This window comes from Paenibacillus sp. FSL H8-0259 (assembly GCF_037963255.1).
In the GTDB taxonomy this organism is placed as follows: domain Bacteria; phylum Bacillota; class Bacilli; order Paenibacillales; family Paenibacillaceae; genus Paenibacillus_AQ; species Paenibacillus_AQ phytohabitans.
Genome location: NZ_CP150147.1, coordinates 5,800,654 through 5,814,317, shown reverse-complemented (window position 1 = coordinate 5,814,317; position 13,664 = coordinate 5,800,654). Strand labels below are relative to the sequence as shown.

9 protein-coding genes are annotated in these 13,664 nt (G+C 50.3%); 4 read left to right on the top strand and 5 right to left on the bottom strand.

The genetic code is table 11. From position 1 onward, the window contains the following. The first annotated feature begins 20 nt into the window (after positions 1-20). A complete protein-coding gene (locus NSU01_RS25100; RefSeq protein ID WP_076244520.1) occupies positions 21-3,644 on the top strand; it encodes a glycosyl hydrolase 115 family protein in 3,624 nt (1,207 codons plus the stop codon). Positions 3,645-4,933: 1,289 nt separating this feature from the next. Here NSU01_RS25100 and NSU01_RS25095 read toward each other — a convergent pair. From NSU01_RS25095 to NSU01_RS25085, 3 genes are read right to left on the bottom strand one after another with little or no spacing between them, the layout of a single operon-like run. Beyond that, positions 4,934-5,677: an amino acid ABC transporter ATP-binding protein gene (locus NSU01_RS25095; protein WP_076244522.1), complete on the bottom strand. Its 744-nt coding sequence runs from the start codon at positions 5,675-5,677 to the stop codon at positions 4,934-4,936. A gap of 15 nt (positions 5,678-5,692) precedes the next feature. After that, a complete protein-coding gene (locus NSU01_RS25090; RefSeq protein ID WP_042138968.1) occupies positions 5,693-6,352 on the bottom strand; it encodes an amino acid ABC transporter permease in 660 nt (219 codons plus the stop codon). 29 nt (positions 6,353-6,381) lie between these two features. After that, on the bottom strand, positions 6,382-7,152 hold the full coding sequence (locus tag NSU01_RS25085; RefSeq protein WP_042238243.1) for an amino acid ABC transporter substrate-binding protein: 771 nt from the start codon (positions 7,150-7,152) through the stop codon (positions 6,382-6,384). 258 nt (positions 7,153-7,410) lie between these two features. On the opposite strand from NSU01_RS25085, the gene NSU01_RS25080 reads away from it, so the two are divergent. Together NSU01_RS25080 and NSU01_RS25075 are read left to right on the top strand one after the other, a co-directional pair. After that, entirely contained in the window at positions 7,411-8,085 is a 675-nt protein-coding gene (locus NSU01_RS25080; RefSeq protein WP_076244524.1) for a GNAT family N-acetyltransferase, read from the top strand. A gap of 57 nt (positions 8,086-8,142) precedes the next feature. Next, positions 8,143-8,499 carry a hypothetical protein gene (locus NSU01_RS25075; RefSeq protein ID WP_076244526.1) on the top strand — a complete coding sequence of 119 codons (357 nt, stop codon included), beginning with the start codon at positions 8,143-8,145 and terminating at the stop codon, positions 8,497-8,499. Here the strand turns inward: NSU01_RS25075 and NSU01_RS25070 are convergent. Next, positions 8,479-10,101, bottom strand: a complete 1,623-nt coding sequence (locus NSU01_RS25070; RefSeq protein WP_076244528.1) for a response regulator — start codon at positions 10,099-10,101, stop codon at positions 8,479-8,481. The two genes, NSU01_RS25075 and NSU01_RS25070, sit on opposite strands and share 21 nt — an antisense overlap. Next, positions 10,094-11,926: a sensor histidine kinase gene (locus NSU01_RS25065; RefSeq protein WP_081970087.1), complete on the bottom strand. Its 1,833-nt coding sequence runs from the start codon at positions 11,924-11,926 to the stop codon at positions 10,094-10,096. Before NSU01_RS25065 ends, NSU01_RS25070 begins: the two co-directional genes overlap by 8 nt. A gap of 315 nt (positions 11,927-12,241) precedes the next feature. Here NSU01_RS25065 and NSU01_RS25060 point away from each other — a divergent pair, with 315 nt between their 5' ends. Next, positions 12,242-13,591, top strand: coding sequence for an extracellular solute-binding protein (locus NSU01_RS25060; RefSeq protein ID WP_218639450.1), 1,350 nt, complete (start codon positions 12,242-12,244; stop codon positions 13,589-13,591). Positions 13,592-13,664 lie beyond the last annotated feature (73 nt).

The window sequence follows — 13,664 nt, the reverse complement described above, 5'->3', positions numbered from 1 at the left end:
TGATATAGGAGGCAAGCAACTTGTCGTACGAATTAGTTAAGAGAAACACCACAATCCAAATCTACATGTCCGAAACAGAGAATAGCGCGGTACATATAGCGGTTAACAATCTTATCCGTGATATTGCGGCGGTATGCGGCTGCAAGGCAGAGTTGTCACAAGAGATCGGTCAATGCAGTATTGTAATCGGGACGGCAGTTAACGAGGCGGTGGCTGAGAGCCTTGCAGGGAAGCGGTTATCGCTCGACAAGATTAAGGCTGAAGGCGCTTACCGTTGGGAGGCTTTTCTCCACGAGATAGTGGATGGGGTACTGTATATCATCGGTGCAGACAGAAGAGGAACGATTTTTGGAATATACGATTTATGTGAGCAACTCGGCGTTTCTCCGTGGTATTACTGGGCGGATGTTCCGGTTAAAGTTAAAGACACCTTCAGTCTCCCTGCGGATTACTCCAAGGCGGATTGGCCGTCTGTGAAATACAGAGGCATCTTTCTGAATGATGAGGAGGAGCTGAACGATTGGGCGAAGCTGCATACCGCTGACGATACGATTGGCCCTGAGGCATACGAGAAAATTTTTGAGCTGCTGCTCCGCCTGAAAGCCAATTACATTTGGCCGGCGATGCATGTGAATTATTTTAATGGTAACCTGGAGAATGGTGCTCTTGCTGAACAAATGGGCATTGTTGTCGGGACGTCCCACTGTGATATGCTGCTGCGCAGCAACCAGAACGAATGGACACCGTGGATCATGAGCAAAGGGTATACGGATGCCGTCTATGACTATTCTATTGAAGGAAGAAACCGCGAGATTCTACTGGAGTACTGGCAGGAAAGCGTGGAACAGAATAAGGATTACGAAGTCAGCTTTACGATGGGCATGCGCGGGATTCATGATTCCGGATTTCATACGAAGTCTATCGATGAAGATGATTCCTTAAGTGCGGAGGAGAAGACTGCGGCTAAGGTTCGCCTGCTCGGTGAGATTGTCAAAGATCAGCGGAAGATTCTTACAAAAGTACTCGGGGAAGCTAAAGGGGCGGAGGTGCTGCAGACTTTTGTCCCCTATAAAGAGGTGCTGGATCTGTACAATCTCGGTCTTGAAGTGCCGGAGGATGTCACACTGATCTGGGCGAATGACAATTTCGGGCATGTGCGCCGTTATCCAAATGAGGCGGAACGGGGGCGCAGCGGCGGGCACGGGCTGTATTACCATTCATCCTACTGGGCGCACGGGGGAACGGCCATGAGTTATCTGTTTATCAATTCGATCCCCCTGGCCCATACCGGCAATGAACTGCGGAAGTCCTATGAATCGGGAATCCGGAATATATGGGTGCAAAATATCGGCGGACTCAAGCCGCTGGAGCAGGATATGGAATTCTTCATCCGCTACGGCTGGGAAGCAGGTAGAGAAACGGGAATTACCAGGAACACCAGGCAGTTCACCGAGCACTGGATCAATACGAACTTCTCCGGTAATCACGGTGCTGAAGCGGCTGAGTTATATGAAGTTTTTGCCCAGGTAACCAATGTGCGGAAGATTGAACATATGAATTCGGATGGTTTCACGCAAACGGTGCTGGGTGATGAGGCCGGACGCAGGCTGATGAAGCTTGAGGATATTTATAGACGGGGAAATGCGATTCTGGACAGTCTGCCGCCGGAGGAGCGTGCTGCCTTCTTCCAATTGTTCCTGATGAAGATACATGCTTCCTACTACACCAACCATGAGTTCTATTATGCCGACCGGAGCAACCTCTCCTACGCGCGGGGGAATATGCAGGCAGCAGACAAATATACAGAGCTATCCGGTAAAATGCTTGATTACAAGCGGAGCATGTTGCATTACTACAATCATAAGATGAGCGAGGGAAAATGGGAGGGCATCCTCACGCCTGAGAGCTTCCCGCCGCCGCCGACAGCGATGTTTCCGGCAAGAAAGCCTGCCCTGAGCATTTCCGGAAGCGGTGTAAAGGTGAATCTGTGGAATGATGATGAGGTGCTCTCATTCTCAGTTTATGGGATGACGCAGAAGTGGATTGAGATTGGGAACCAGGGTGCAGGCAGCATTTCTTATTCTATCGAAGTCACTGAAGGTACGGACTGGATTACCCTCTCTGAGAGTGAAGGGACGATCCATACCGAGAAAAGGATTCTCGTATCGGTATTGAACCCTGCGGAGCATGCGGGTAAGCAGAGAGTTATTAATGTCCATGATCACAGGGACGGCAGTGTGATTCCGGTTAAGATTCAGGTTGAGGAAGCCGTAGAGCTACCCGAAGGAGCTGCCGCTTATATTGAAGCGGACGGGTATGTATCCATCCCGGCAGTGGGTTATGACCGGAATATTTTCCATGATGGTGTAGCAGGGGATGAAGCGAAGTTCGGCTGGATAACCGTGCCGGGCCTCGGAAGACATGAAGGGGATGCGGTAATGGCCTGGCATTCTGGGCTCCGTCCGCTGGATGGCCTGGACAAGGAGAATCCTCATCTGGAATATGATCTGTATTTGCAGCATAGCGGGAAGTTTGAGCTGGAAATATACCGTTTCCTCACACTGGATTCCACGGGGCAGATCCGCTTCGGCGTCGGCATGGATGAAGAAGAGCCTTTTATTGTAGAGAGTGAGACCCGTGACGAATGGCTCGGCAACTGGAAGGAAGCTGTGTTCGATAATGGCGAGAAAATCATGGTGGAGCTTCCGTTCCTCTCTGCCGGAGCCCATACCCTAAAAATTTATATGGTGGACCGTTATGTGACCCTTACCAAACTTGTGCTCTATACGACCGAGCAGAGCGGAAGTAATCTGGGTCCAATTTACAGCAGACATGGCGAAACACTGGTTCCCGCGTATGGACTGGAGGGTCCAGATGTGCAGTGGGATGAACTGGAACGGTTGCGTAGCGGGTTATACTTAACCAGTATAGATGAGGTTCCGCCTCCCAATGTCTTGTATGCGGACCGGGAGTTCTTCCAGACGATGAACACTCAGATCTTTAATACGCTTGTGAATTCCCCGCAGACTGAGCTAGGTGAGCCGCGTTATGCTAATATCAGCGGAAATGACGGGAGTAAGGATTGGCTTCAGGAATTTGGTTCGGGTGTCTTCGTTGAACAGGACGGGGTTCTGGCGATTGAAGCGGAGTATGCCCTGGAGAATTCAGCGAATGCTTATCTTACAACGGCTGCGGACGGAAGTGGCCTGAGCTGGAGCCATCTGCAGGCGGAAACGAACGGACGGACCGGGCTGGCGATGCACGTTGCCATGCCGGGAATCCGCTGGGATCATCCGGAGCAGGCTCCGGCGATGCATTACCGGCTGAGCGTCAGCACACCGGGAGCTTATCAGGTATGGATGCTGCTCCGGCATTATAACGACAAGTCGGACTCCTGCTATCTGGCGCTGGATGGCGAGGTGCAGCCGATATCCGAACAGTTCGGCGGAGGTACGCTGCATACGTACAACACCGCGTATGTATATTACTGGTGTGCGATATCTGACCTTGCGCTCACCGCCGGTGAGCACGTGCTCTCCGTCTTGGCCAGAAAGTCGCAGCTGCGGATCGACCGGATCTACTTGACCACCGGTAACGAGCTGCCGCCAGTTGATGCGGAGTGGAAGGACTCGGAGCGAAGATAGCTACGGGGAATTGAGGAACTCGGGGGAATCGAGGAATCAAGGGAATCAAGGAATCAAGGGAATCAAGGAATCAAGGGAATCAAGGGAATAAAAGCGGCAGCCGGGAATTGGAATTCCCGGGCTGCTGTTTTTTTGTTACGGATATAGAGGGATTCCTCTGAATCCACCGATAGAGGGCAAAGAAACTGAGGAAATGAGGGGCATAAGTGCCCCTGAATCCGCTGGAATTGGGCACTATGCGGAGGCAAACGAACCAAATGTATGTAAAAAACCGAATACAATGTGCCGCTGCGAGGTTAAACGAACCGAATGTATGTGAAAAACCGAATACAATGTGCAACTGCCAGGGTAAACGAACCAAATGTATGCCAAAAACCGAATACAATGTGCCACTGCGAGGGTAAACGAACCGAATGTATGCGAAAAACCGAATACAATGTGCAACTGCCAGGACAATCGACCCGAATGTATGCGAAAAACCGAATACAATGTGCCACTGCGAGGGTAAACGAACCGAATGTATGCGAAAAACCGAATACAATGTGCCACTGCGAGGGTAAACGAGCTAAATGTATGCGAAAAACCGAGTACAATCGAGCAATGTGCCGCTGCGAAGGGTAACGAACCAAATGTATGCGAAAAACCGAATACATTATGCCGCTGCGAAGGGTAAGCGACCCGAATGTATGCGAAAAACCGAATACATTATGCCACGACGAGGGTAAACGAGCTAAATGTATGCGAAAAACCGAATACAATGTGCCACTGCGAGGACAAGCGACCCGAATGTATGCGAAAAACCGAATACAATGTGCCACTGCGAGGGGTAACAAACCGAATGTATGCGAAAAACCGAATACATTATGCCGCTGCGAAGGGTAACGAACCAAATGTATGCGAAAAACCGAGTACAATGTGCCGCTGCGAAGGGTAACGAACCGAATGTATGCGAAAAACCGAATACAATGTGCAACTGCCAGGACAATCGACCCGAATGTATGCGAAAAACCGAATACAATGTGCCACTGCGAGGGTAAACGAACCGAATGTATGTGGAAAACCGAGTACAATGTGCCGCTGCGAAGGGTAACGAACCAAATGTATGCGAAAAACCGAATACAATATGCCACTGCGAGGACAAGCGACCCGAATGTATGCGAAAAACCGAATACAATGTGCCACTTTGAGAGCAAACGAAAAAGAGAAAAGAGAAAAGGGGCTGTCCCAAGTAGCCATTGTATGGCTGATGGTACAGTCCCTTATATAAAATCCACATCTGTTTACTCCCGTTACTCCCGGTTCAGAAATGTCCGGGTCCGCTCCAGCTGCGGGTGGCCGAAGATCTCCTCCGGTGTGCCGGATTCGGCGATTTCGCCGTTATCCATGAAGAAGACGCGGTCGGCCACATCGCGGGCAAAATTCATCTCATGCGTGACGATAATCATCGTCATATGCTCCTCGGCAAGCTGGCGGATGACCCGCAGTACCTCGCCGGTGAGCTCGGGATCGAGCGCCGAGGTCGGCTCGTCGAACAGGAGAATGTCCGGACTGAGCATCATCGCTCTGGCGATTGCGACCCGCTGCTTCTGCCCGCCGGACAGCATGGAGGGATACACGTCTGCTTTATCGGCAAGACCTACTTTGGAGAGCAGCGCCTCGCTTTTGGCCGTAATATCCTGAACACTTTCCCGCTTCAGCGTTCTCGGGGCAAGCTCCAGGTTACCCCTTACGGTGAGATGCGGAAACAGATTAAAGTGCTGGAACACCATGCCCATGGTTGAGGTGATTTCCCTAATCTCCGCACCGCTGGCATATTTGCCTTTGTCCACGAGCGCCCGGCCGCAGATCAGGATACTTCCGCCGGTAACCTCTTCCAGATGCACAAGACTGCGCAGCATGGTGCTTTTGCCGGAACCGGAAGGTCCAATCACCGCAACGACTTCCCCGGGGTTAACGTCAAAGGTAATCTGTTTCAGCACATCGAGGCTGCCGAAGGATTTCTGCAATTGCGATACTTCAATCATACTACTCATAGCGAAACAGCCCTTCTACTCAAATTTGAAACGTTTCTCCAGTGTCTTGAAGAATAGCGTAAGCACCAGTGTCATCAGCAAATAAATTACGCCCGCTACGACAAAAGGGGTGACCGTGAAATCACGGTTTACCGCCGTTTTGGCGAAATTGAGCAGCTCAGGTACCGCTACGGCATACAGCAAGGCAGTATCTTTAACCAGGGTAATGGATTCATTGGCTACCGCAGGCAGCGCCACCCGGAACATTTGGGCCAGTATCACCTTGCGCAGGGTCTGCCATTTGCTAAGCCCGAGTACCTTGGCCGCCTCATGCTGGCCTTTATCAATCGAGAGCATTCCCCCGCGGAAGATCTCAGCGAAATAGGCACCATAATTCAGAATAAATCCAAGGCTGGCCGCAACGAAACGGTCCATGACCAGATATTGCCCAATCACGGGGATCTGCGGCAGGCCGAAGCAGAAGAACAACAGCTGCAAGAGCAGCGGAGTGCCGCGCATCACATAAATATAAGTATGTGCGATCCAGGCCAGCGGCTTGACGGAACTTTTGGCCATTAGTGTGACCACCATCCCGAGCGGAATGGACAATACGATCACGATCAGGAACAGCAATACCGTTGTCCGTGCCCCCTCCAGCATCGGTCCGGAAATTTTAATAATATAGTCAATATTCATGTCTTCACCCGACTCCTAAAGGAAACCATCTAGTTAAGTACTTTGTTCTCTCCGAACCATTTCGTGGAAATCTCGGCCGCCGTTCCGTCACTGCTTAGCGCATCCAATGCCTTCTGCAGCTCCGTCAGCAGGTCCTCATTGCCCTTCTTAATCCCGATACCATATTGCTCTGGGGCCAGCGATTCATCCATCAGCTTGTAAGTCTCCGGCTCCTTGGATATGTAGTATCTGGCCACCACTTCATCAATGACTACTCCATCCAGACGTCCCGACTTCAGGTCTGTCAGGGCAAGCACATTATCGGTGAATTCGGAGACACCTTTAAGCTCCGCCTTAATCGGATTAGCATCCAGGGCATCGGCAGCAGAGGAGAGGCTTTGCAGTCCGACCTCTTTGCCGGCCAGATCCTTAAGCGTAGACAGCGCTGAATCCGCAAGCACGACTACAACCTGGCTATTCTCCAGATAAGGTTTGGTGAATAACACTTTATCCTTGCGCTCGTCCGTGATGGTGTAGCCGTTCCAGATCATATCAATGCGTCCGCTATTCAGCTCAGATTCCTTGGCAGACCAGTCAATCGGCAGGAAGGTAACCTCTTTGCCCATTTTCTCAGCAGCCGCTTTCGCATAGTCAATATCGAACCCGACAATTTCATTGTTATCATCCCGGAAGCCCATCGGGGCAAACTTATCATCTATACCGATCACCAGCTTACCGTCATTGCCTCCAGAACTGGAGCAGCCGGCTATTATAGCAATCGCCATAATTACCAATAAACCCAATATCCCTTGTCTCTTCATCTCTCTATTCCCCCTAGTAGATTACACGCAGCAGCCTGTGCTTTAGTTCGTTAATACGTTATCAGTTTATCATAATAACATATCATGTGAGTTACTGTCGATAGAGTAGGGGAACACAATTGTGTCGAAAATAAATCAAAGCATGCCGCTCAGCAGACTCTTACTTTATTTATTTTTTCCATTTTATCTCAATTCGTAATCTGATACGATTCCTGTAACAGGTACACAGGTGGCCTGAAATAAGGAGGAATGTCATAAGTGATAGAATTGAAGAATGAGCAATACGGCAAGGCAAAGGAACTGGTAACCAGTCACAATGAGCTGTCAGTGTTCACGGTTCTGGAAGGGCTGATGGAGGGCGAGGTTCATGTGGATTTGGCAGAACATCCGCAAGTCCTGATGATCGAGTCCAGTGAGACTACTTTGCTGGCTGGACGTGCAGATAACGATGCTTTTAACCAGGCGCTCACAGAATCACTGGGGTTCTGGGAACAGGTCACACCGGATAATGAAGAGTGGAGATTGAAGATACCAGAGGTTCATCCCAACAAATACATACGGGAGTATACAAGACACCGGTACATTGTAACCCGTGAGACGTTCACGCCAATCGAACTATCGCTGCCTGAGGGGTATGTGCTGGAGAAGATAGATTTGCCGGAGCTGCGGAAGAAGAGCTATAAGAATGCTGATAAAATTTACAAGTGGGCTGCGGAGTGGGGGAGCGATGAACATTTCGCTATTGCCGGCTGCGGCTGCTATATCCGTCATCTGGACAAGATTGTCAGCTGGTCGTTAAGCGACTGCTATAACGGAGGCCAAGTGGCTATTGGCATTCAAACAGCCCGCAGCTACCGCAAAATGGGCCTGGCCAAGCAGGTCGTTTCGGCAGTTGTCCAGCAATGCTGGGACAAAGAATATGGCAGTGTATAGTGGCTGTGTGTATCCACCAACCGCGGCTCCCGGGCCGTAGCGGAACGGGTAGGCTTCATGCTGGCGGATACCTATCCCTCTTTCACCTCCTATGCTCCAATTGAGAATTTTGCGGATCTTAATGATGACGGCTGGTATGAGTGGGGGGCTTATCTGCAGCAGGCTTCACAGAAAGAGCCCCGGCTGTACCTGGAGTGCCTGCACTGTTACATCAAGGCAAATGCCGTGGAGAAGGCACAAGAAATCGTGCGGGAAATGACTAAGGCAGAGATTGAATGCGATCTGGAAGAATTGAACGGAGCCATTGCGTACTACCGGAGCGAAGGATTATGTTCGGCCTTCAAGGCTCCGGAATGGGACGATATGATCAACAGTCTGGTGTACTTCTTCCGGTTATCCCAATTCGGTCTGTGAATAATTCAGCTTATATTCCTTGGGGCTCATCCCTGTGTATTTGGAGAACACATGAGTGAAATAGGCGGGTGTCTCAATACCAACGGCTTCCGCGACTTCGAATACTTTACTTGCCGGATTCCGGAGCAGCTTCTTGGCCATGTCAATCCGGTACTTGTTGATCACATCGATGATGGACTCACCGGTGACCTTCTTGTACAGGCGGCTGAGGTAGCTGCTGTTGATATGGATATGGTCGGCAATAATCTGCAGGCTCAGGTTCTGATTGTAGTGCTCTCGTATATATTTCTGGCATTCAATTACGATGTAATTAGGCTGTCTGTCACTCCGCGCCACAGCCCTTGAGCAGCTTAGAATCAGGCGCCCCAGAATATCTGCCAGCAGCTGGATGCTTTTGCTCTCCTGAATCTGCTTATACACGGCGGATTGGCTCTCCTCCATCTCCGGTGCGAAGGGCTGGCTTGTGCTCAGCAAGCGGAAGCAATAGGAGCTGATGAGCAGACAGGCTACCTTCACATTCTCAATCGGCTCTTTAATGCTTCTGTAGTTCTCCAGCAGCTGGTCCAGCTGACGGATGGCCGACTCGCTGTCTCCCTGCTGCAGATGTCCGGCAATCTGCTCGGCGGCATGATGGGGAGGGGCTGCAGGCGTAAGGGCCAGGTTCGCATGAGGGATATATACAGCCACATAATTATCATTATAAAAGCTGCCCTGCAGCGCCTCTCTCGCTTCAAGATAGGCCGTTGACAGCGTTGATATATCCCGGTGCCGCAGGCTGATGCCGATATTGACATGGTATTGCCTGAAGTTCTCCGCCATGGCGAGGATTTCATTGCTGATCGTGAGCAGGGCCTGGGTGGAGACCGCGGTATTGCCGCCGGTCATGGAGACAAGCGCCAGCAGGGTGTTTTTCTCCATGGCCATAATATAAGAGGGATGCTCCCCGAAGGCCAGGGCAAGGAAGTGGCGGATGGAGGCCAGGAAGCGGTAATGGTCATTCGCCGGGCTCCCGGCAGAGCCGTGGGGTCCGGGTATATCTTTTACCTCCATATAGATGGCGAAATAGTCCTCCAGCTGCAGCCCCAGCTCGCTTGAGCGGCTGTACAGACCGGCTTCATCGCTAATCAGGCCATAGACGGCTTCCCGGAGGAATTTTTCGCTGATTTCGGACAGATTATCGTTGATTTTGCTCTCCAGCTGCCGGACCTTCTGCTTCTGCTCCCGTTCTTTTTCCAGCAGCAGTGTGGCTTTCTCAATCGCCCGGGGAATCTGCTCTGTGGGATTGGTCTTGACTACAAAATCGACGACTTCATATTGAATGGCCGTTTGGGCATAAGAGAAGTCCGCGAAGGCCGTAAGTATAATAACCTTCGTCTGCGGAAAGTGCTGGTGCAGATAATCCGACAAGGCAAGGCCATCCATTCCCGGCATGCGGATATCCGTGACAACGATATCGACATCGTAGTAGCCCAGCAGCTCGACCGCCTCCAGCCCGTTCGACGCCTCACAAACAACCTCGCACTCAAGAATACTCCAATCGATGAAGCACTGCAGCCCTTTTTTGATCACAGGCTCATCGTCTACAATCATAACCTTATACATGTGTTAGTTCCCCCTGATCTGCCGGTATATGTAGAGTGACTCTCGCGCCTGTCCCAGGCTCGCTCTCGACCTCAATGCCATAAGGCTCGCCGTAGAGCAGCTTAACCCGTTTATGCGTGTTGATCAGGCCGATATTGTTGTGGCCCTGCTTGCGCATCGTGTCGCTCTCGAAATGACCCCAATTCTTGGGCACATGCTCAAACCCGCTGCCATTATCCGTAATCTCGAAATACACCGAATCATTCTTGCGGTAAATGCGGATGTTGATGTTTCCTTTGCCGAGCTTCCGCTCCACCCCGTGCACCACAGCATTCTCGACCAGCGGTTCAACACTGAGCTTGGGCAGCAACAGATCCAGTATGGCCTCATCCTCGATCTGGATCGTGTACTCCATTTTGTCCTCGAACCTTTCCTTCTGCAGATACAGATAGAATCTGATGAAATCGAGCTCCTGCCGGATCGGGATTTTGGCCAGGCTGTTGGAATAGATGCTTGCCTGCAGCAGCTCTGTGAGGGATGTTACCATTTTGTAAACGGTCTCATCTTTGGACAGCTTTGCCTTATAACCGATGGTAATCAGCGTATTGAACAGAAAATGCGGATTCATCTGAGCCTGCAGAAATTTGAACTCTGACTCTTTGACCAGCAGATGCTTCTCATAGACTTCCTTGATCAGATAATTGATTTCGTCAGTCATGTTGTTGAAGGTAGAGCTGAGCTGGTTGAGCTCTGCATCCTTGAAAGCGGGCATTCTGGTGTTGTAATCCCCTTTCTTGACCTTACGGATACTCCGCAGCAGATCGCGGATAATCCGGGTGAAGCGGAGCGACAGCAGGACACCTGCTGCAAGCGAGACGAACGCAATCAGTGCGATAAACCAGATATAATTGTGCATGCTTCCCGATAATTTGGCGAGTACCTGCTTCCTCGGAATGCCGGCAATGAAGGTAAGCCCGGTAGTACCGATGCTGCGGGAAGCGGCCAGATAAGTCTCCTGATTAAGCTTGACCTCACTTACTTCCGTATGATCCCTCAGCGCGAGCACATCGGGAGGAACAGTTGAACCTAATTCCTGCTTACCCGCACTAGAATAGATGACTCCCTGGTTATCAATAATGTAGGCTATGGCGCCCGGGTATTCGAGCAGTCCGGCATATTCCTCTGCTAAATCAGCTTCATTCGTGCCGAAGATCAGCACCAGGCGCTGCTCGGGAAGATTAATATTGGACATCACCCGGGTGAAATAGAGCGTGGGATCGCCGGGACTTGGCGTCAGGATTTCTTTGCCGCGGACCATTCTCCCGTTAACCGACTGATAGACTGCGAGATTGTTCCGGTTAATCTGCTCAATGTTAGGCGGGGACTTCAGAACGGATACATAGTTGTCGTTATCAAAAAATACATAGGCCGTTGACAGCAGGCTGATATTCCAAGCATTGTTGAACATAAGGCTGTACTTCAAATCTTCTTCCATTTCGCTTTTATTGACGAATTTCTTGTAGAAGTCATCACTCAGCGACATATCGTCGATTAACCAGTTTCTTAACATTTTAGTAGAGAGGAAATGCAGGGAGGTATTATCGATAATTTGAAAGGACTTCTCGATATTGTCGTTGGTCTGGCGGATCAGCAGGGACAGATTATCATTGGCATTCCTCGTTAGAATCTGGGAGATGCTCCAATAGAAGTAGCAGCCGGCGAACGTCATCGGAAGCAGAATTAGCAGGAAGATAATAATGACCATTTTATTTCGTACCGGAATTAGGGAGAAACGTCCGAGTAGGGGACGAAGGCTGATCCGCTTCAGGATATGCTGATTGGACATGTTGGTTGCTCCTTGCTGATGAGTCTGTAGTACAGCCATTATATATTCATTTCTTGGCAGCGAATAGCAGAGCCGGGTGAAATCGGGCCGTTTCCGGCCAGATGGTAAAGAAAACGATACAGAGTTAAAGAAATCTGAAAACCCTTACACCCGCCCCGCTGCCAAATCACATTTGCTCAAGATATTATAAAAGATCATGCGGAAAAACGAATTCATAACTTTTTTTCTATGTTCTACAATGAGAGCTGTAAACAACTGTAATTGGCTGCAGGGTGATACCCTGGCTTAAGCCATCATTCTAAAGGGGGATTTATTGTGCAAAAGTCTTTGTACAAAGCGGGCTGTACCTTAGCAGGCATGCTGATGCTGACCATGTCCATTACGGCATGCGGATCAGGGAATTCAGCAGAGAATAATGGAGCGGCCGCAACGGCAGGCTCAGAAAATGCAGCAGCACCTGCGGCTAAAGCGCCGGTCAAAATTTCTTATCTTACGTTCCGGGTCGGCACGCATGCATCAGCCAAGATGGAGGAAGAGCAGATCAAGCAGTTCAATGCCAAATATGGCAATGAAGTGGAGGTTGTGGTTGAAGAGATTCCAAGTGATGCCGCATACGTGGATAAGATTAAGATTCTGGCAGCCTCCGGGGATGTGCCGGATGTCGTAATGGGCAAGGACGGAATTAATGATGTCCTGATCAAAGGGAATCTTGCAACCCCTTTCAATGATTATTTAGACAAGGATGCGGAATGGAAGGCAGCTATCGGAGAAGATGCACTTGCTTCCAATACCCGGGACGGGAAGATCTGGTCGATCAGCGATCAGAAGCAGAATATCGGCTACTTTTACAATAAAGAAATGTTTGAGAAGGCAGGCATTAAGCCGGCGGAGACTTGGGATGAATTCATGAGCAACAACGAGAAGCTGAAGGCTGCAGGCTTCGTTCCCCTCGCACTGATGACCGGGGAGAATGCCTGGACATCCAACCTGATTCTTGCCGCGATGATCGGTACGAACGGGGAGAACGGCAAGACGTTCATGAACACACTGCACCCTACCGACTTCAATACGCCCGAAATGATTCAGGCGCTTAATATGATGAAGGAGCTGCTGGAGAAGTATACGACGAAGGATGCGCTTGGGGCGGGATACGCCAATGCAGCGAACGCGTTCAGCCAGGGCAAGGCAGCGATGATTGCTAATGGTCCCTGGATGATCGGAGACTTCAGCGATCCGACCAAATCCAGTGAAGGTTTCGATGCAAAGGTGGGTGTGGCAGCGTATCCGAATAACAGCCTGATTTCCACTTATGAGGTTGGCTATATGATCGGAGCCAAAACGCCGGAAACCCGCGATGCTGCTGAGAAATTCATCAAGTTCAAAACAGGGCTTGAAGGACAGACCCTCGCTCTTGAATACGGCAATGTTATGCCGGTATCGAGTGAAGTTCAGCCATCAGATGCACTGAAAGAGAAATATCCGATCATGGTCGAATCGATCACAGTCGCTCAAAAGTCACAGCTGCATTACCGGACCCTGGACTCCATCGTCTATCCGAACGTAACAGATGCCTGGAAGAACCTGTATCCGAAGCTGGCAGCGGGCCGGGCAACGGCTGAAGAGATTGCCAAGGAACTGACGGAAATTGCCGCTAAGAATAAATAAAGAGCAGGATAGGCTGGATTTAAGAATCTCTATATAGATTGAACTAAAGATTTTTAGAAAAGGAAGAAGCAGC

Coding starts and splice junctions, on each gene's coding strand:
- NSU01_RS25095 (WP_076244522.1), bottom strand. CDS start 5,677: ATGAGTAGTATGATTGAAGTATCGCAATTGCAGAAATCCTTCGGCAGC.
- NSU01_RS25090 (WP_042138968.1), bottom strand. CDS start 6,352: ATGAATATTGACTATATTATTAAAATTTCCGGACCGATGCTGGAGGGG.
- NSU01_RS25085 (WP_042238243.1), bottom strand. CDS start 7,152: ATGAAGAGACAAGGGATATTGGGTTTATTGGTAATTATGGCGATTGCT.
- NSU01_RS25075 (WP_076244526.1), top strand. CDS start 8,143: ATGCTGGCGGATACCTATCCCTCTTTCACCTCCTATGCTCCAATTGAG.
- NSU01_RS25070 (WP_076244528.1), bottom strand. CDS start 10,101: ATGTATAAGGTTATGATTGTAGACGATGAGCCTGTGATCAAAAAAGGG.
- NSU01_RS25065 (WP_081970087.1), bottom strand. CDS start 11,926: ATGTCCAATCAGCATATCCTGAAGCGGATCAGCCTTCGTCCCCTACTC.